The sequence below is a fragment of the Mogibacterium timidum ATCC 33093 genome, assembly GCF_000525775.1.
In the GTDB taxonomy this organism is placed as follows: Bacteria; Bacillota; Clostridia; order Peptostreptococcales; family Anaerovoracaceae; genus Mogibacterium; species Mogibacterium timidum.
Map to the genome: position 1 here is coordinate 95,473 of NZ_JALU01000004.1, position 20,196 is coordinate 115,668.

16 protein-coding genes are annotated in these 20,196 nt (G+C 45.6%); 13 read left to right on the forward strand and 3 right to left on the reverse strand.

The genetic code is table 11. From position 1 onward, the window contains the following. Entirely contained in the window at nt 1-1,269 is a 1,269-nt protein-coding gene (locus HMPREF0581_RS01405; RefSeq protein WP_036379693.1) for a serine hydroxymethyltransferase, read from the forward strand. Between the two features lie 105 nt (nt 1,270-1,374). Continuing rightward, complete coding sequence (locus HMPREF0581_RS01410) at nt 1,375-1,797, forward strand: hypothetical protein (protein ID WP_009644140.1); 423 nt, start codon at nt 1,375-1,377, stop codon at nt 1,795-1,797. Nucleotides 1,798-1,907: 110 nt separating this feature from the next. Here HMPREF0581_RS01410 and HMPREF0581_RS01415 read toward each other — a convergent pair whose 3' ends face one another. Together HMPREF0581_RS01415 and HMPREF0581_RS01420 are read right to left on the reverse strand one after the other, a co-directional pair. Then, the gene (locus tag HMPREF0581_RS01415) at nt 1,908-2,945 is read right to left on the reverse strand and encodes a threonine aldolase family protein (RefSeq protein ID WP_009644131.1); all 1,038 of its coding nucleotides are present in this window, start codon (nt 2,943-2,945) and stop codon (nt 1,908-1,910) included. A 55-nt stretch (nt 2,946-3,000) separates the two neighbouring features. Beyond that, nucleotides 3,001-4,518 (reverse strand): Mur ligase family protein, encoded by a 1,518-nt coding sequence (locus HMPREF0581_RS01420; protein ID WP_009644099.1) that lies wholly within the window; start codon nt 4,516-4,518, stop codon nt 3,001-3,003. 381 nt (nt 4,519-4,899) lie between these two features. On the opposite strand from HMPREF0581_RS01420, the gene HMPREF0581_RS01425 reads away from it, so the two are divergent. From HMPREF0581_RS01425 to HMPREF0581_RS01465, 9 genes are all read left to right on the forward strand, one after another. Next, on the forward strand, nt 4,900-6,594 hold the full coding sequence (locus HMPREF0581_RS01425; protein ID WP_036379695.1) for a hypothetical protein: 1,695 nt from the start codon (nt 4,900-4,902) through the stop codon (nt 6,592-6,594). Nucleotides 6,595-6,739: 145 nt separating this feature from the next. Then, nucleotides 6,740-7,414 (forward strand): NUDIX hydrolase, encoded by a 675-nt coding sequence (locus HMPREF0581_RS01430; RefSeq protein ID WP_051426880.1) that lies wholly within the window; start codon nt 6,740-6,742, stop codon nt 7,412-7,414. A gap of 170 nt (nt 7,415-7,584) precedes the next feature. Continuing rightward, complete coding sequence (locus HMPREF0581_RS08205) at nt 7,585-9,048, forward strand: GH25 family lysozyme (protein ID WP_084645300.1); 1,464 nt, start codon at nt 7,585-7,587, stop codon at nt 9,046-9,048. Beyond that, nucleotides 9,035-9,646, forward strand: a complete 612-nt coding sequence (locus tag HMPREF0581_RS01440; RefSeq protein ID WP_009644103.1) for a SurA N-terminal domain-containing protein — start codon at nt 9,035-9,037, stop codon at nt 9,644-9,646. Before HMPREF0581_RS08205 ends, HMPREF0581_RS01440 begins: the two co-directional genes overlap by 14 nt. A 280-nt stretch (nt 9,647-9,926) precedes the next feature. After that, a complete protein-coding gene (gene dltA / locus HMPREF0581_RS01445; protein ID WP_036379698.1) occupies nt 9,927-11,441 on the forward strand; it encodes a D-alanine--poly(phosphoribitol) ligase subunit DltA in 1,515 nt (504 codons plus the stop codon). Further along, nucleotides 11,442-12,608: a D-alanyl-lipoteichoic acid biosynthesis protein DltB gene (gene dltB, locus HMPREF0581_RS01450; protein WP_036379700.1), complete on the forward strand. Its 1,167-nt coding sequence runs from the start codon at nt 11,442-11,444 to the stop codon at nt 12,606-12,608. It abuts the gene before it with no gap. A gap of 104 nt (nt 12,609-12,712) precedes the next feature. After that, entirely contained in the window at nt 12,713-12,952 is a 240-nt protein-coding gene (gene dltC, locus HMPREF0581_RS01455; protein WP_009644093.1) for a D-alanine--poly(phosphoribitol) ligase subunit 2, read from the forward strand. 18 nt (nt 12,953-12,970) lie between these two features. Beyond that, nucleotides 12,971-14,131 carry a D-alanyl-lipoteichoic acid biosynthesis protein DltD gene (gene dltD, locus HMPREF0581_RS01460; protein WP_036379702.1) on the forward strand — a complete coding sequence of 387 codons (1,161 nt, stop codon included), beginning with the start codon at nt 12,971-12,973 and terminating at the stop codon, nt 14,129-14,131. A 319-nt stretch (nt 14,132-14,450) separates the two neighbouring features. Next, on the forward strand, nt 14,451-15,794 hold the full coding sequence (locus tag HMPREF0581_RS01465; protein WP_036379705.1) for a DNA-methyltransferase: 1,344 nt from the start codon (nt 14,451-14,453) through the stop codon (nt 15,792-15,794). Nucleotides 15,795-15,984: 190 nt separating this feature from the next. On the opposite strand, the gene HMPREF0581_RS01470 is transcribed toward HMPREF0581_RS01465, so the two are convergent. Then, entirely contained in the window at nt 15,985-16,884 is a 900-nt protein-coding gene (locus tag HMPREF0581_RS01470; protein ID WP_084645302.1) for a YitT family protein, read from the reverse strand. 153 nt (nt 16,885-17,037) lie between these two features. Here HMPREF0581_RS01470 and HMPREF0581_RS01475 point away from each other — a divergent pair, with 153 nt between their 5' ends. Further along, nucleotides 17,038-18,411 (forward strand): MATE family efflux transporter, encoded by a 1,374-nt coding sequence (locus HMPREF0581_RS01475; RefSeq protein ID WP_036379707.1) that lies wholly within the window; start codon nt 17,038-17,040, stop codon nt 18,409-18,411. Between the two features lie 7 nt (nt 18,412-18,418). After that, nucleotides 18,419-20,155 carry an ABC transporter ATP-binding protein gene (locus tag HMPREF0581_RS01480; protein WP_036379826.1) on the forward strand — a complete coding sequence of 579 codons (1,737 nt, stop codon included), beginning with the start codon at nt 18,419-18,421 and terminating at the stop codon, nt 20,153-20,155. The last annotated feature ends 41 nt before the right edge of the window (nt 20,156-20,196 follow it).

A 20,196-nucleotide genomic window follows, 5' to 3' on the forward strand; every position in this document is an offset into this window, starting at 1 on the left:
ATGTTTGACAGAAACGGCTACGATGACAGCAGATATAACCTGGATAATATCGCTGAAATTGCTAAGACTTCCCCAACTGTTGCTGCTCTGGTTGAGAAGGAGTACAACAGACAGAAGAACAATGTGGAGCTGATCGCATCCGAGAACTACTGTTCAGAGGCTGTTCTCGCTGCATGCGGAAGCTGCTTATCCTGGAAGTATGCAGAGGGATACCCTGCAAAGCCGGTTGCCAGGCACTCGGGGAACAAGGGCAGATACTACGGTGGTACAAGGTACGTAGACGAGCTGGAGGAGTACTGCTGTGATAAGTGGAGAGAAGTATTCCACACTGATTATCACGTAAATGTTCAGCCACACAGTGGTTCACAGGCTAATTTCGCTGCCTACAATGCAGTGCTGGAGCAGGGAGACACAATTCTATCACTCAACCTGGACAACGGTGGACACCTCACCCACGGTTCATCCGTGAACTTCAGCGGAAAGTTCTTTGACGTACACTTCTACAACGTAGATGACAACGGATATATAGACATGGCAGACCTGGAGCATAAGGCGAACGAGCTTCATCCTAAGCTCATCCTCACAGGAGCAAGCGCTTACTCCAGAATAATCGATTTCGAGAAGTTTGCCGAGATAGCTAAGAGTGTTGGAGCACTGTTCATGGTGGACATGGCTCACATCGCCGGATTAGTGGCAGGTGAGGCACATCCTTCCCCGTTTGGATATGCTGATATCATCACAACTACAACTCACAAGACTCTAAGAGGACCAAGAGGCGGTATGATCTTCTGCAGAGAAGAGCTCGCCAAGAAGATTGACAGCGCTGTATTCCCATTCTCACAGGGCGGTCCGCTCGAGCACATCATCGCCGGAAAGGCAGTATGCGCTGAGGAAGCTCTCAGACCGGAGTTCAAGGAGTACGCGGCACAGGTAGTTAAGAACTGCGCAGCTTTTGCTGATGAGTTCCTCAAGCTGGGATACAATATCGTTACCGGAGGAACAGACAATCACGTGTTCCTGATAGACCTGTCCGACAAGAATTTCTCGGGTAAGGACCTGCAGAATGCTTGTGACGAGGTTGGTATCACCCTAAATAAGAATTGCGTTCCTAACGAGAAGCGTTCTCCAATGCAGACAAGCGGCGTTAGAGTCGGAACAGCTCCGATGACCACAAGAGGTTTTGTAGAGGACGACTTTAGAGAGGTTGTTCACAGAATCGATGAAGTAGTCACGAGACTTGAGGCTGAGAAGGCAGCAGAAGAGAAATAACTGATAGTCTTCAATAATTAATTTAATTAGCATACCCCCGGATTTGTTGATATACAAATTCGGGTATTGTATAATCAAAAAAAGAGCATTAAGGAGGACAATTCCATGGTTAAATTATTGGTAGGACACAAAGGTAAGGGTAAGACCAAGAAAATGATCGAGTTGGCAAATTGCTGCGTCGAGGAAACCAAGGGGAGCACCGTATTCATAAACAAGAATTCAAGACTTATCTATGATTTAGACTACAAGATTCGAGTTATCTGCATGGAGGATTTCGTTCATATCACTAACGAAGATGAGTACATCGGATTTCTATTCGGAATTATTAGCTCGGACAACGATATACAAACAATATTCTTGGATGGCATCATGAGACACGCAGACTTCTCACTTGAGATACTTCCAAGCTTCATATCAAAGATTAAGGACATCTCTAAGGATTATGGCATCGACTTTGTTATCAGTATCAGCGCTGAACTCGAGGAGATGATCGGAGTTAACTTCGATGGAGTAGAGGTTCTTAATTAATTTGTGAACAGCTATAAAAACAACCTAATCAGCTGCTTAAGCCGACTAGGTTGTTTTTTTTTATTATTCCCGTTGCTGCGAAAAAATATATTGCGCTTTAGGCAGCTGAATCAATATAGATTGTTAATATCTCTGATTAAAGCATCGACGTCTTCCTGCGATGTGTACCAGGCAGTACATAGGCGCATGCACTTGTGATTTTCATCCACGTTCTCAATTTCCGACAGCAGGTATTTACCGTTTAGTGCCGCAATCTGCTCGTCCGACAGAATGAAGAACTGTTGGTTGGTTGGGCTGTCCACGGCAACCTCCACACCGCGTGCAAGCATTGCTTCTTTGACCTGAAGTGCCATCTTGACTGCGGGTGATGCAATCTCAGTATATAAATCATCTTTAATCAGAGTGTAGAACTGCAGTCCCAGCAGCCAACCCTTGGCGAGCAGCGCGCCGTGCTGTTTCTGATAGCTGAAGAAATGGGGCTTGAGCTCATCGTTCACAATGGCAATCGCTTCTCCCATCAATGCACCGCACTTTGTACCGCCAATATAGAAAACATCGCAGTTGTGTGCCAGGCACTCGAGATTAACATCGTTTGCCGGAGATGCCAAAGCATAGCTAAGTCTGGCGCCATCGACAAAGAGATAGAAACCGCAGTCTTGGCATACACTATATATCTCTTCAAGCTCCGATCTGCTATACAGCATACCCAGCTCGTTAGGCTGCGAAATATACACCATCTTGGGCTCGACTACGTGACCGGGAGTTGGATTATTTTCGTTTAGCCGACCTTCCTCTCTGACCTGAGCGGCAGTTATTTTGCCATCCTTGGAAGGGAGAGCGATTACCTTATGCCCGGTGTACTCAATAGCACCGGCCTCATGAACGTTGATGTGACCCGTATCGGCGGCAATCACTCCTTCAAAGCTTCTGAGCGCTATGTCAATAATCGTCATATTAGTTTGTGTTCCTCCCACGAGATAGTGAACATCGGCTGTAGGGCTTCCCGTCGCCCTCCTTATTTCAGCTGTAGCTCGCTTGCACCATGTGTCTAATCCATAGCCGGTGTGTGAGTTTTTTGCATCCTGGGTTAGCACATCTAAAATTACGGGGTGGGCGCTTTTGCTGTAGTCGTTGTCGAATTTGATCATGACGGTACCTCTTGATTTATTTGATCCGGGGTTGAATTATATAGTATAAGCATGTTTACTTGCGGTGGGTATTTTCCCACTCCCTGATAGCCTCTCTAGCGCATTTGTCGTCATCCTGTGGTACATTTACGCCGTTTATGTGCTGATACTTGTCATCTCCTAGTCCGATGATTGCAATCATGTCTCCGGATTCGGAATGTGTGATGGCATAGTGGATAGCCTCAGGTCTATATTCAATAACCATGTACCTGCCGCCGGTTGGCTCAAGACCGGATTTTACACCTTCGAGTATGGTCTCAAATGGTTCAAACCTGTTGTGCTCCGTCGTTATAATCGAGAAGTCGGCATATTTACCTGCTGATTCGCCCATCCCGATTCTTCTCTGAATATCCCTGTTCCCGCCTGCTCCAAATACGCACACAAGGCGTTTAGGCTTATATGCCCTGAGAGCTTTGAGAACAGCTCTTGTGCTCTCTCTGGTATGTGCGGAATCGATGCACACGCTTAGCTCCTCCGTGCGGTATATCATGTCAACTCTGCCGTTAATATGGATGTGCGATAGAGCCTCCTTTGCAGCTGAAGCCGGCAAGCCCAGTGCGTCAACAGCTGCTATTGTAGCCGCTGCGTTGAGAGCCGCAAACTCGCCGGGCATATTTACGTATACTTCATCATCAAGCTTGCCTGAAAGGTTGAATTCTTCACCTATCAGCCCGTTGCGCTCTCTTGTTCTCTGTTTGCCGATTACATAATCCGGAGTGCTTCCGAGCTTGGCTGTCGCAGCGTGTGTATCATCGTGCCCGACAGTTATCAGCTCGCATGTCGCTTCCTTGACTACAAAATCAATGTTTTTATCGTCCAGGTTCACGACTCCCTGTCTGCACTGTCTCAGCAGCAAGCTCTTGCAATATGCATAATTTTCAAAGGTAGGGTGCTCGTCAGTTCCCACATGATCGCCATGCTGCACGTTGAGGAACACCCCTACATCAAAGGTGATCATATCTGTCCGGTGCTGCATGAGACCCTGAGATGAACATTCGATGACTGCGTACTCGATGCCTTTAGATACCATCAGAGCTAGAAACCTCTGCAGCTGATCGGAATCGGGGGTAGTATTGGCAACCTCGAGGATCTCATCGCCGAGATTTACTCCGTTAGAACCGATTGAGCCGGCCTTGCAGCCAGCCTCCCTGAGTGCAGCCGTAATCATTGTTGCAACAGTAGTTTTGCCCTTTGAGCCGGTAACTCCGACTAGTCTGAGCTTTTCGGCCGGATAGCCGTAAAACGCAGCGGCAACGACAGCCTTGGCGTGTCTAGTGTCGGAAACTGCAACGACAGGAGAAGATATATTTGACAGACTTAGTTCATAGGCCTTATCGACGATGATAAGGGAAGGGTGTCCTGCGTCAATCTGTTCAAGAGCGTCGTGCGAATCAAACACAGCGCCGCGAATGCATACAAATATATCGCCTTGCTTAACGTGCCTGCTGTCAAAGCACAGCCCGGTTACGTCCTGATCGAGTTTTCCCTGCAGCAGCTTATATTCTAATCTTGAAGTTATTTCGTTAGTATTCATCTTTCCTCCGGATTCCCTGCAAAATGGGGATTTATAGCACTTAATTATATCCTTAATTAGTTAATTTTCCAATACATATGGTATAATAACCGATATTTACATACGGCATGATAAACGGTATTTACATGATATCGTATACGACCGGGAGGAGAGAGGTAAAGCGAATTTTCTGCAATACTGTTTAGAACTTCACTGCCGCCGATATCAGGGAAATTCCGACAGCGAGAGTGGATAAGTAGCGGCAGATAAGATTACTCATTGTAATTTGTGGTGTTTTAATAAGAACATGGCATATGTATTGAAAGAATATACAAAAAATGCTACAGTTAGAGATAGTTAAGTCATTGCATTGTAGATAATTATTAAGAAAAGGGTGTAGTAATGAAAGATAAAATTTATCTAAACGATAATGAAGTCATTCTGAACTTTGATCTGGTATACCCGGAATCCAGGCTCGATGTTGTTAAGTCTAAGGCATTCAAGGTATTCCTGGAGAATTATATAATCTATCTCGCCGAATACGATACGAAGCTGTATGATTGGGCGATTCAGGGCAATTCACCGGCAAGGGCTCTTGATGCGCTATCTACATTTGCACGTCAGACTCTCGTGTTCAATGCGGAGGAGATTGATTCGCCTTATATAAAGGATAGAGCGACTGCGTTGCAGTTCGTAGAAGGTATCTATGATTTCTGGAAGGCTCATGAGAGATATTCTGTCACAACAGATAAGAGAAGAGAGTCCAACTCGACGACCTTTGTAAAGGCTGATTCGGCACACAACCAGTTGATTATGGCAACCTTTAGACGCATCGAGGAGACTCTGATGGGTCGTGCAAATAAAATATATCGGCAGCAGCCGGCAGGTACGAACGCTGCACTTGCGCTGTATAGAAATGAGTCATTCAAGCTTGGAGCTCGTTACGATGCGCTGCGCAAGGTTAAGTTCATCGACTCCGTAATGCTGCGTACTCCAATGATTCTTCATCCCAAGTCGAACAAGCGTGAGTGGGCATTCGAACAGGTATATGAGAATCCTCTGGATACCTTTAAAGGCGACAGCGACGAGTTTTTCTGCTTCCCGGCTAAAGTAGGAGACCTGACGGTATTCGTGTACTTCCACAGAGATTTCATGTCCAACGGTGTGTCGCTGGCTAACCTGTTTGAGCTGGCATCCAAGAGGGAAGCATCCAGGAAGCCGGACTGCGTGCTGCTCTTTGGTAATGATGACGGCAAAAATGCCTGCACATTCTACCACGATGATGAAGAGGACATCTGGGTCGGATCGGTAACGTACAGTGAAAAGATTTCGTACTTTGGATATATGAAGAAGACGGTGTTGACGCTTCACAACGTCGCTATGATGCAGAAGGGCTGGCTACCGATTCACGGAGCGTTTGTAAATATCACGCTTAAGAACGGCAAGAAGAAGGGCATATGTCTGATGGGAGATTCCGGAGCCGGAAAATCCGAGACTATCGAGGCGCTCAAATCGCTCGGCAATGAGAAGATTAAGAATATCGAAGTCGTATTTGATGATATGGGAACCTTTCATCTTGAAGACGACGAGGTATATGCAAAGGGAACTGAAATCGGTGCGTTCGTAAGACTGGACGATCTTGATCCGGGAACTCCATACCGCGATATGAACAGGGCTATATTCTTTAACCCCGATCTATCCAACGCAAGAGTAATAACTCCTGCTGCACCGTATGCAGTTGTAACTGACAACCACCATGTTGACCTGTTTGCTTACGCAAACAACTACGATGAGGAGCTCGGACTGCACAGGTTTGAAAACCTTGAGGATGCCAAGAAGGTATTTGTAGAGGGAAAGAGAATGGCGAAGGGGACAACTCAGGAGATCGGCTTATCGACTACTTACTTCGCTAACCCGTTCGGACCTATGCAGCAGCAGGATATATGCGATCCTATCATTGATAAGGTGTACGATCGTCTGAAGCAGAACGGTGTGTTTATCGGTGAGATTTACACTCATCTCGGTAGAGATCCTGAGGACAGAGACAGCATCGTCAAGGGGGCACAGGAGCTGCTAAAGTTTATCGAGGAGAACTAAGGCTTATATATGGCGTCGTACCCGGTTAGATTAAAGCCGCAAAGCTATATAGTCCGGCAAAAGCCGGATGGTGATATCGAATTAAAGACAGGGGAACGGACAGGTGAGGCTAGTCCGTTCTCCTGTCTTGTGGTAATATCGAGTTATGATTAAAGATATAGACAGAATAAAAACTGCATTAGAAAATGGTCAGGGTGCGGAGTCGACCTCTAAGAGCTTTGGCGTCCTGATTCCTATAATCGAGACTCCGCGTGGCCTATCGGTATTGTTTGAGGTGCGCGCCGCAAGCCTGAGACGTCAGCCTGGAGAGATTTGTTTTCCGGGCGGCAGCACCTTGGATGGCGAGTCGACCACGGCTGCTGCTATAAGGGAGACGAGCGAGGAGCTCCTCATCGAGATGTCGAGCATTGAGGTTGTCAAGGAGCTCGACGTCATCAATGTGTACTCCGGCGGTATTCTGAGACCGGTGGTTGGACTGCTTAGGAGTTTAGAAGGCTTTGGCGGTGCTGATGGCATTGGTGTTGGTGATGCCGACGGGGGCGAGAGACTTGCGTTTTCAGCTGACGAGGTCGCCGAGGTCTTTACTGTGCCGCTGTCGTTTTTTCTTGAGCATGAGCCGGATTACTATGACATAGAGATGAGGAGTTTTCCTACTGCAGACTTCCCATACGATAAGATTCCGGATGGGGAAGACTACCACTGGGACATCGGGCACCGAAGCGTGTGCTTCTATACATATAGGGATAAAACTATCTGGGGATTGACAGCGGGGATTATGCACGACTTTGTCAAGAGACTTAAAAGAGGTGGATACTGTTAGAACTCCCCCCTGTAGTGTAATCAGCTGCTTATTCGATAACTTCCGCTTTATATATGTAATCATTTGCATGCACTCTTCACATATTGAGGATAAATATTATGTTATAATGATTCAAGTCAAGAAAAGGGGGTGATTCGTCACCCTGTTTTCTTTCTGACTGATTTCAGATAATGAAGGAATCAAGAAAGGCTGATATGAACGCAAATTCAAGCTCAACCAATTTAATTTATAAATTATATTTGTTCAATACAGCTGACCGTATTGCGGCAATTGCGATTGCTGTGTTTGTTGTGCTGTTTTTTGCATCAAGCACCGTGCTTGCAGGTACTTCACTGCCCAAGACCCCGTCCGGCAGAGAGGATTACTACAAATTCCTCGGAATTGATGTGTCCGAATGGCAGGGTGATATAAACTGGAATGGCATCAAGGCTGATGGTGTAGACTATGCTTTTATCAGAGCAGGTGCAACCACGTCTTCGAGCTTTGATCTCAAGGAGGACAGAAAATTCGATATAAATATGCAGGGCTCCGGGAGCGCAGGAGTTGCACGGGGATTGTATTGGTATTCTCAGGCGACTACAGAGGAAGAGGCTGTGGCTGAGGCCAAGAAATTGGTTGCACAGGCGAAAAAATATGATGTCGAATTACCGCTGGTGATGGATCTTGAATTCTCAAACGGGAGATTTGATAAAGCATATAATTCATGGCGTGCCAGGGGCAGTGCGTATGCAAGACAGAGGATGACATCAGTAGCTGAAGCCTTCCTTTCATATTGTCGTTCGCAGGGTTATCCTGCCTCTATCTATCTGTCGACTTCGCTGGCAGGGAGCTTTTCCGGGGTAGACACTAAGAGCCTCGCGGATAACTCGTACGAAGTATGGGTTGCGCACTACTCAAACGAACTGTCGGCATACCCGGAGTACAACGTATGGCAGTTTACAAGTACCGGACGTATGCAGGGGATCAAGGGAAATGTTGACTGTGATGCGATGTATGTGGATAAGTCTGCTCGCAAAGCCGGAAACCCGGGACTTGATGCCGAACCTGCCAACACCATGGTTCGCTACACCGGTGCGCCTGCAACGACGAACGTGAATGTATCAGATAATGGCAAGGCTTTGACCTTGAATAAGGACTACACGGTTTCCTATATGAACAACAACGGCAAGGGTACGGCGTATGCACTGGTCAAGGGAAAGGGTACTTATGTAGGTTACACCGAGGTGCTTCCATATCAGATTGGAGATGAAGAGCTGCTTCACTCTGCAGATCTCGAGCCTTCGCAAGCGGTTACCGGCATCAAGAACGGCAAGACGTATGTTAAATTCACAGCAGCTGGTGGTGATGTAGACGATTATAGAATCGAATACAGGAATGATGATTCGGAGGAATGGAAAGCTGTCAGGACTGGAGGTAAGGCGGAGTATGCACTCGATGGCCAGTATAAACAGATTAGAGTTTCTGCTGTTGTCGGCGGACAGCTATACGGTATGGCGTTGCCGGATAACTCTCAAAAGTATGAGATTATAGATGGTTCGGTTGAGACTGACTATAGACTTGGCGGCAAGGCGCTATGCAATAGGGATAAATTCAAGAAAATCAATAAGGAGGTAAGTGAAGATGTCGTTATCTAAGAGCAAGCATCCGCACAAGAGTTACACTAGGCGCCAGAAGCTGCTCATCGGGCTGTTTGTTTTTATAGTAGTCGATATCGCCCTATTCACTTTCACTGTAACCAGATACAACGGATATGACCTTATCAATTCGCGCAAATATGTTGAGTTTAAGATGCCTAAGGACAAATCCATGTCGGCTCGGCAATGGCAGGCGCTCGTCAAGAATGCAAAGGTCAACAGGTATCCCAAGACTCAGTTGACAAGGGAGATTGCCCACATCAAGAGCCAGTATGAGAAACGTATCAAAGAATACGACATGACTTTTAAAGAGTACCTCAAGGAAGCAGGGATGAATGAAACCGCGTTCAACAATCAGATAACAGAGATGGCAAAAGAGAATGTCAGAGATAAGCTGGTTCTTCATGCTATTGCAGATAAGAAGGGGATCTCGGTTAGCAAGGCTGAGCTTGAGAAGGCAAAGAAGGGCTTGCTCAAGGAGAAAGGAGTCAGCTCGGAAACAGAGTATAAGAAGCTGACGGGGGAGACAATCAACGAGCATGTCAAGGAGATAGACCTTGAGTCTAAGCTGCTGTATGCCAAGATAGTTAAAAAATAGGGCTTTAGCACTGTTAAATACCGCAAGTCCCGCAATTCGAGGAGGAGATGAAAATCTCCCCTTTTTTGTTGAAGCTCAACCTCATACGAAATGAGGACTGTATTTTGAAATTTTAATGACTTTAATATGCGCTGTGGAGAAGCATCAGGTTGTCAAACAGCTTGAGCTTAGTAAAATACAAGAAAAATGCAATCTTAATTTTTATTTAATAATTTCTTCTCTTGCATTTAAGGGTGTTTGTTTAATATTTATTCGAACATTGATTAATTGGAGGTATGTTATGGACATCCTGGCGAAGATTAAGAGTACGGCAATGGAATCGCCTGACAGACTGGTATTTAGCTCCAGGGCAGGACAGATGACATATGGGGAACTATGGGAGAAATCTTCATCTTTGGCTAATTACATCGAGAATAGACTTCGTAACAGAGAGCCGATCATGGTGTACGGTCATAAGAGTCCGGATATGCTTGTCTCTTTTCTTGCATGCGTCAGATCCGGACATGCATACTGTCCGGTCGATATTGGCAATCCTTCGGAGAGAGTTAGCGATATCGCAGATGCAGTGGACAACGAGATAGTAATTGTCCCGCAGCATGAGGAGCTTCTTGAGATAAATTCTAAATTTGAGATAGTCGGCAGAGAACAGCTGGACGATATATTTGCCGGGCACGCTGCATATGACGGCCTGGAACCTGTTTCCGGTGATGACACATATTACGTCATCTTCACTTCCGGAAGCACGGGCAAGCCTAAGGGTGTTAAAATTCCGGCCGATGCGCTGAATAATTATCTGAATTGGTCGGTAACGCTATCCGGTGGTATTCCGGAGGCAACGAGATTTCTCAATCAGGCGCCGTTCTCGTTTGATCTATCTGTTATGGATCTCTATACAGGACTGGCGACCGGTTCTACAATCGTTGCGCTTGACAAGGGGCTTCAGCAGGAAATGCCGGAGATGATGAAGTACATCTCAGCAGCTGAAGTTGAGTATTGGGTGTCAACGCCGTCATTTGCGGATATGTGCCTCGGAGAAGCTGAGTTTAGTTACGAGAATTTCGGAAGCATCAAGGCATTTCTGTTCTGCGGCGAGGTGCTTACCAAGGATACAGCTAAGCAGCTTAGATGCAGATTCCCGGATGCCAAGGTTATCAACACGTACGGCCCTACAGAGTCAACGGTTTGCGTAACAGAGGTGGATATCACCGATGAGGTCATCGCAGAGGCCGGTGCTCTGCCGATCGGACTTCCTAAGCCCGGTACTGATATAAGGATTGATCCGGAGAGCAGTGAAATGATTATCGTCGGAGATTCGGTAAGCTCAGGCTACTACAAGGATAAGGAAAGGACTGATCAGGTTTTCTTTATGGCTGAGGCCGGTACCTTGAGTGATAATCCCAAAGCAATGATTAGAGCGTACAGAACCGGAGATACAGGCCATTATGATGAGAACGGGATGCTGTTCTGCGACGGAAGAATTGATAATCAGATTAAGCTTCACGGATACAGAATCGAATTGGGAGACATCGAGTCTAACCTGGCAAATATAGACGGAGTAGCTGCTGTTGCTGTTATACCGAAGAAGCATGAGGGGAAGGTTATTAATCTGATAGCGTTTGTCGTGAGAGAAGGAAATGAGATTTCAGACGACTATAGTGGCAGAAAGTATGTAAGAGAAGCGCTCAGAGATCTGCTTCCAAGCTACATGGTTCCTAAGCGTGTCAAATTTATCGACAAGATGCCATTGACCAACAACGGCAAGGCCGATAGAAGTAAATTGGAGGAATTGGTGTAAATGCAGCTTTTTACAGACAATAGTTTCTTCATCTGGCTCGCAGTCCTATCAATTCCTGCTATATATCTAGGCTGCAGGGAGAAGTCGCTCAAATGGTATGGTCTGTTTGTAACACTCGTGTTCATCTGGCTAGCCATGGGCAGCAATCTGACAGCACTGTGCAACCTGGCAGCGTTCACGATTATCGAATATGCAGTGGTTCACACATATCTGACTATTCGAACCCGCAAGGGTCGAGTGACGTGGCAGTACAGGATCTTCCTGCTGCTGAGCATAGCACCGCTGACAATATATAAGCTGCTGGGACTGATTGGAAATAAATATCATATATTTGCATTCCTCGGATTGTCATATATGACATTCAAGGCAGTCCAGATGGTAATAGAGATATATGATGGAGTAATCAAGGAGTTTAAGACTTCCAATTTCTTCTACCTTATGCTGTTCTTTCCGACTGTTACTTCGGGACCAATCGACAGGAGCAGGAGATTTGACGAAGATATAGATAAGGTTCTACCCAGGGCGGAGTATCTGGAGTTGCTGGGAGAAGGCATATACAGGATCCTCAAGGGCATGATGTACAAGATAGTAATCGCAGCCGGATTCTACACCGTTATGAACTATTTCGGCACAGGCGGAACATGGTACTCGATTGCAATATACTTCTACACATACGGATTCTACCTGTTCTTCGATTTTGCGGGGTACAGCTCGATGGCAATAGGAGTCAGCTACATCTTTGGAATCAAAACGCCGGAGAACTTCAATGCGCCGTTTATCAGCAAGGATATCAAAGAGTTTTGGAATCGTTGGCACATGACACTGTCGTTTTGGTTCAGAGATTTTCTGTTTTCGAGAGTGACGATGAGCCTTGTCAGAAGCAGAAAAATCAAAAACAAGATGGCGATCGCTTCGGTGGCATTTATGATAAATATGTTTGTTATGGGTGTATGGCACGGACTTGAGTCTAACTATATCGTATACGGACTGTATCACGGCGTACTGCTTTCGCTGTGTGAGATATTTCAAAAGAAATCGAAGTTCTATAAGGCACACAAGAAGGATAAATGGTTCATAGCTCTCTCCTGGTTCATTACCTTCAATCTGGTAATGCTTGGATTCTTCATATTCTCAGGAAGGCTGGGAATTCTGCTATTCAAGAAATAGGGAGAAGAGAACGCTTCGATGTGTGCGATAAGAACGGGTGTCGGAAAATGAACTAACAATATTATTGAATAATTTTAAAGAAAGCTAAACAGGAGGAAATTACAATGAGAGAGAAGCTATTGGATATTATCGAAAACATTTGCGGAGATGAGATTGTAAAGGAGAACCCGGATATCAATCTGCTCGAAGAGGATCTGATCGATTCACTTGACTATGTTAGTCTGTTGCTAGACATCCAGGATGAGTATGGGGTGGTGTTATCGCCGTCCGAGTTCACAAGAGAGCAAATGGATACACCTAATAAGATTATTGAGACAGTTTCAGCAAGAATTCTAGGAGAATAGGTCAGGAACGAAGATAAGATGAAGAAGATCAACTCGTTTATAGCGGCGCTGTTGCTGTTGGCGATGTTCACATTCGTGGTACATTTTGTATGCGCTAATAATGATCTCAGGGACAAGACAGGGCGTTTCGGTACTTGGTATAACACGTATAAGGATCTGTCATACAACGCGTTATCGCAAAATCTCAATAAGAATTCGGTGCTGGTGCTCGGCTCTTCGGAGTTTAGGCATGGCCGCAAGTCGCAGTATCATCCCCGAAATCTATTCCGGAATACAGATATAAATCTCGTAACTGTGGGCGGTCCATTCAATCAGACTCTGTTCCACACAGTTGCACTTGGTTCGCTTCAGCCTCATCTTAAGAGCAAGAAGGTCGTGCTGCTCATATCGCCAACCTGGTTCAAGAAAAATGGCGTCAAGAAGAGCGATTATGCTCTCAGATTCTCAGAGACTGAGTACTTCGCTTTTATGGAAAATAAAAATATTCCACTCGAAACCAAGAGGTACGTAGCAGAGAGAAGCGAGATGCTGTTATCCAAGAATAAGAGTCTACAGGTTAAAGCACGCATGATCAACAGGGCCAACCTGGACTTCAAGCCGGGTTTGCTATATGGCTTTGAGAGACGTCATGCGTTTGATAAGGACAAAATCACTATTGGTGCATCTATGCGTTTTGCCATGAGGGATAAGAAGCCTCCCGCAAATTTTGTCAGGTACGGCTCCGCAGGCTTTAATTGGCAGCGTTTGCTTGAAAATGCACATCAGGATAGTATCGGCAAGGCAGATAACCCGTTCTATATGAGCGATCGCGTATGGAGAAACAAGTTCCGACAGGTTTATCCTAAGATGAAGGATGCTCACGCCGGAGAAAGCTATGAGAGGTCGCCTGAATACAAGGATTTAGAAGCGTTTCTGCAGGTGGCAAAGGCTAATAATATTCAGGTTAAACTGATACTGCTACCAGTAAACGGCAGATGGTACGATTATACCGGACTCGGTGCAGAAAAACGTGCAGTTGTGGGTCAGAAGGTAGAGAAAATCGCGGGTAAGTACGGTGCTGACTTCACGAATCTAACGGGATACAGCTACAATAAGTATATAGTGTCAGATGCAGTTCATCCGTGGAATGAAGGTTGGGTAAGGATAAATGAGAAAATCGCAGAATTCATTAATAAATAAGATTTTGACTGGAATATCGCTGAAATACACGTTATATATGTTCTTGTTTATGGCTTTGCTGTATATATTTTCATTGTTTGGAAGTATGCTCAGCAGCCCGACATTTACGTATGCAGAGTTCTAGGCAATTTTAGCTGATTGTACAGGGTAGTGCTGTACGCTAAGACTGGTTTTACCCTTGGTGCTTGCAAATGCGCAGCGAATATCGCGGCGCATCGCATAGTGCCGGGGTACTTTATTTACAAATAGACATTCCAATATCAATCATCTATAATCATTAAATATCTGATTAAATCATATACGATTGGAAAGGTGAAGCATGAACAAAGTCCTGGGCATAGCAGAAAGTATAATTCGCGGTATTGAGCACGGTGATGAGCCTGTAGCTCAGCCGTTTAAGGTTATGGAACGACACATATATGATTCGTTCGGATCTGTCAGCTTTGGTGATGAACCTGACGAATCAGAGACAGCAATGCGCAATAACATACTTGCTCTCGGTAACAATCTCGAGTTCATGAGCTGGTTGCTGATGAACGGGTATGAGGGCAAGTTCAAATGTATTTACATAGATCCGCCATTCTTCACCAGGTCGAAATACGATGCGACTGTTACGATCAAGGGCAGCGACGGCAAGAACCGTAAGGTTAAACATCTGGCGTACGATGACACATTCGATCGTAGCATAGAACAATACGTCGAGAATATGACCTCGCGGCTAGTGATGATGAAAAGGCTGCTAGCTGATGATGGACTTATTTGGGTGCATCTGGACTGGCATTCGGCGCACTATGTCAAGCTGGTGATGGATGAGATATTCGGGTATGAGAACATGCGCAATGAGATTATCTGGAAGTATAAGTCCGGAGGCAGTGCCAGGACACATTTCTCCCGTAAGCACGACACAATTCTGATGTACAGCAAGTCGAGCAAATATTATCTGAATGTTCCCAAGGAAAAGTCATACAACCGTGATTTCAAGCCATATAGGTTCAGGGGAGTTGAGGAGTATCAGGACGAATATGGATGGTATACCCTTGTAAATATGAAGGACGTATGGAGTATAGATATGGTGGGCAGGACTTCCGGCGAGAGGAATGGTTACGCTACACAGAAGCCGCTTGAGCTGATGATACGGATTATCAGTTCCTGCACAAAGAGGGGTGACCTGGTTGGCGATTTTTTCTGCGGATCCGGATCCTTTCTCGAGGCTGCTAACTCGATGGGCAGGATGTGGATAGGCTGTGATATTGAGAATCTGGCGCTCGGAACGGCCAAAAAGAGGCTTGATGCGTGCGAGTCAAACTACCTGTTCTACGGAAATGGGGAAGAACATACATACCGTACAGATGCAATAATCAAAATAGTCAGAGAGGATGAACTGGAGAATGGCAAGAAGCTTTGCCATGCTAAGTTGATGGCATTCAGACCGGAGCTTGAGATTGGATACGTGCAGCACAAGGATCGCGATCTGTTGGAAGCGGCATGCAGGTCAAATCCGGAATCATTAATTGACTACATCATGATAGACCCGGATTATACAGGTGAATTTTCCGCAGAAATCAGCGTTACAGATGACTATGACGACATAAGGTTCATATCCAGGGGCAATGTCGCATACATAGTTGTGGATGTCTTTGGGAAGGAGTATTTGGTAAAGTGAAAATGAGAGCGTGAGACTTATGGGCAGACATGCACGATGTCAAGAAAGCCGTCGCTATGGTCAAAATTTACCCGGCGGTGGCGATTATCGAATCCAAGTCAGATGAAAACGTAAATTATACCCTGACCGGCCTCCGCTGCACATGTCCGGCGGACTTACAGTCGGAGTATGGTCTCACGCTCCGATTTTGCTATTTAGTCAATCTCTTTTCGAAGTTTCCGTATATGTGTGCGCCCTCAGTGACTATTACGAAAGCGTCTGAATCAACTGATTTGACAATATCTAACAGCTTGTTTACTTCGTATTTTGAGATAATCGTAATTATGACGTTTGAGGTCTCTTTAGTATAAGCGCCAGTTCCGGTCCAATTGGTAACACCTCGCTTCAGCTCTTTCATGATTGCCTCTTCAACACCGGGCTTTTTGGTGAATATCATAGCCTCCATATTGATGTTCTGTATATGAACACGGTCGAGCGCAATTGCCAGAACTGTCGTATATATAAGTGAATAAGCGACTATTTCAACGTTGAAGAGGAACAGACAGATAATATAGACTCCGATGTTGATCATGATACTGATCTTACCGACGCTGTGGTTGGGATTGAGCACCGACACTATTACTCCGATTATATCCTGTCCGCCCTGCGAACTACCGGCTCTAAGCACCATACCCGCGCCGATTCCCGCTACTACTCCGCCGATGAGGCATGCAGTGAGGTAGTCGTTGAAAATTGGCTCTTCTGGAATCGGCATTATTCCGAGGGCAACCGAGCACAGCGTGATCGATACCACGGATGTGATGCAGAATTCTTTGCCGACAACCTTGTACGATACGATCAGAAGAGGTAGGTTCAACAGGAAGTAAAGTATGCCGACTACATCCAATCCGGGGAGAACAGGAACGTGAAGCACGTTTACAAAAAATAGCCTCAACAGCTGTGCCATTCCCGTAAATCCACCGTTATACAGATTCATCGGTGTAATTATCACATTTACGCCGATTGCGAATATTACGTTACCCGCGAGCGTCCATCCCAGGTAGTGTAGCAGATACTGTTTGCGAGGAGATAAGCTTTTGTATAGGTTCAAGGTAAACCTCCCGGATAATTAGTATATGATAATTGTGATACTATCTGTTGCCGGGAAAGTTCAACAATTTATTGTGTGTAATTGAGAAAACACCTAAGAATTGTTCATGTGATATAATCAACATCATCCATAAAGGGGAAGCAAGTAAATAGAATGACAAAGGTTAATAGCAGAGTTGTTGATTTGGAAAATGGGAATATCACCGGAGCTCTGATGGCGCTGGCGTTGCCAATCATGGGATCAATGCTCATTCAGATGGCGTATACGCTGGTTGACACTGCTTGGGTGGGCCTGCTGGGAAGCAACGCAGTCGCAGCAGTTGCAACAGCAGGTCAGATCATTTGGATTGGTCAGGGTGTAGCTATGATACCGCAATTCGGCGGACAGATACTGACCGGAAAAGAATTGGGCGCGGCAAACCTTCATGGAGCACGTAAAATCGCCTCTGTGGCAATAAGGCAAGCTGTAATTTTCATGGTTCTGTATTCATCGATAATATGTGTATTCAGAGGAAATTTTATCGGATTTTTCCATCTGAATAACCGATCAACTATAGCTATGGCACATGTATATACACTTATAGTAGGCATAGGTATGCCGATTTACGGGCTTAACACGGTTATAAACGGTCAATTTACATCGATGGGTGATAGTAGAACTCCTTTGTATTTCAACAGCACAGGCGTTGTGATCAATATGCTGCTGGATCCGATTTTAATGTTTGGAGCCATCGGATTTCCTCGCCTAGGAGTCTATGGTGCGGCCATAGCAACTGTATTATCGCAGCTGATAGTTCTGATACTTTATATTATCGCTATGATTAGAGATAATCATCTGTTTGTGGAGCTTGAGCTGCTGGGGAGAATAGAGGTTCGGGAATTTATGAGGATTTTTAAGCTGGGTCTTCCTCCTGCGCTTCAGACTGTCTTCTTTGCTCTTGTAAGCATCGTTATCTCCAGAATAGTTGTCAGGTATGGTGATTCCGTACTTGCAATTCAGCGTGTTGGCGGAATGATAGAATCCGTAACATGGATGGTGGCCGACGGATTTTCACTTGCTATGACGAGCTTTACCGCAAGAAATTTCGGAGCAAAAAAAGGCAATCGTATTAAAGCCGGATATAGGTCGGCCATTCGCATGATGACATTGTATGGAGCTATCATATCAGCTGCTTTTTTGCTGTTTGCAGTTCCGATATTTCGGATTTTCTTGCATGAAGAAAATGTTGTTCAGCTTGGAGGAGTGTACCTGAGGATTCAGGCTATCTCACAGATTTTCATATGCCTGTCGGCAATTTCATGCGGTGCATTCAACGGAATAGGTGAAACGAAGCTGCCGGCATACATCAGCATTGGAGCAAAAGTGCTTAGGATACCGCTCGCATTGGTATTTATACATGTCGCTAATTCTATAACCGGAGCGTGGTGGGCGCTGACATTGACATCTGTTTTAGAAGGTGCACTAATTGCGTTCTTATTCTACAGACATTTACAGAAAGGGATTAATTATGACAGAATCTGGAGATAACAAAATCATGTCGTCACGATACCTGATTGGCAGATTTGTACCGTATTTTAAGCCGTATCTGGCAATTTTAATTTTCGATCTTGTTTGTGCTTCGTTTACGACGGTGAGCGATATAGTGCTGCCGCTGTTAATCAGATACATAAGTAACGTTGTTGCAAGCGATTTCGCATCATTTACGTCCGGCCTGATCATCAGGATTGCTATGATTTATGTAGTACTTAGAGGCGTTGATGTTGTCGCGAACTACTACATGCAGAACACCGGACATGTGATGGGTGCCAAAATCGAAACAGACATGCGCCGCGATCTGTACGAGAAGTGCCAGAGTCTGTCGTATTCGTATTACAGCGAGAATAAGACGGGACAGCTCATATCGAGAATCACCAGCGACCTTTTTGATATCACTGAGTTTGCACATCACTGCCCGGAGGAGTACTGGATTGCCGCTCTCAAGATTGTGCTTGGATTTGTATTACTTATCAGAATCGATACTACACTTACAATTTTGATGTTTGCAATCATTCCGATTATGATTGCTGCAACCTACGCTTTTCGCAAGAAGATGCGCCGTGCATTTAAGCTGCAGAGGGTCGGGCTCGGCGAGATAAACTCCCATGTCGAGGATAGTCTGCTTGGTATCAAGGTGTCCAAATCCTTTGCAAATGAAGACTACGAGCAGGAACGCTTCGAGGCGGATAACTCACGGTTCCTTGATGTAAAGGCCGTCGGTTATAAAGCGATGGCAGGATTTAGAGGAGTGACTCGCACCTTCGACGGCTTGATGTATATTGCGGTAATCCTAGTGGGCTCGTTTGAGCTAAAGAACGGCAGAATCACCACCGGTGATTTCATAGCTTTCCTCATGTATGTAGGAGTGCTGCTGGAGGCTGTGAGGAGAATCGTAGAGTTTACCGAGCAATTCCAACGCGGAATGACCGGAATTGAGAGATTCATAGAGGTGATGGACGAGCCGGTTGAAATCGATGATGCCCCGGACGCAGAGGAACTGCCAAGGCTTACGGGTGAGATAGAATTTAAAGATGTTACGTTTAGATATAACGACAGTGAGGATATCCTTAACGGGATTAATCTCAATATCAAGCCGGGTGAGAACGTCGCCCTTGTCGGACCGTCAGGGGCAGGTAAGACCACATTCTGCAACTTGATTCCCAGGTTCTACGATGTTACAGACGGTAGTATTGAAGTCGACGGCCATGATATTAGGAATGTGACATGCAAATCGCTACGATCCCAGATAGGAATGGTGCAGCAGGATGTATATTTGTTCTCGGATACTATCGCGGGTAATATCGCTTACGGCAAGCCGGGTGCGAGGATGGAGGAAATAGAGAAGGCTGCAAAGCTTGCGGGAGCAGATGATTTTATCAGAGAGATGTCAGACGGATATAACACGAGCGTCGGCGAACGCGGCATGAAGCTTTCCGGAGGACAGAAGCAGAGGATTAGTATTGCCAGGGTGTTTCTCAAAAATCCACCTATACTTATCCTCGATGAGGCTACTTCAGCGCTGGACAACGAGAGCGAGATGCTGGTGCAGCAATCGCTTGCCGAGCTGTCCAAGGGCAGAACTACTATTACAATTGCTCACAGACTGACGACGATCAAGAATGCAGATCGCATCCTCGTGCTCAATCAGGACGGAATTGCTGAAGAGGGAACACACGATGAATTGATAGAAAAGGACGGAATCTACGCAAACATGTACAGGATGTACCAGCTGTAGGTAAGTGTGAATTTCGAGCAGAACAGCGAATTAGTCATATC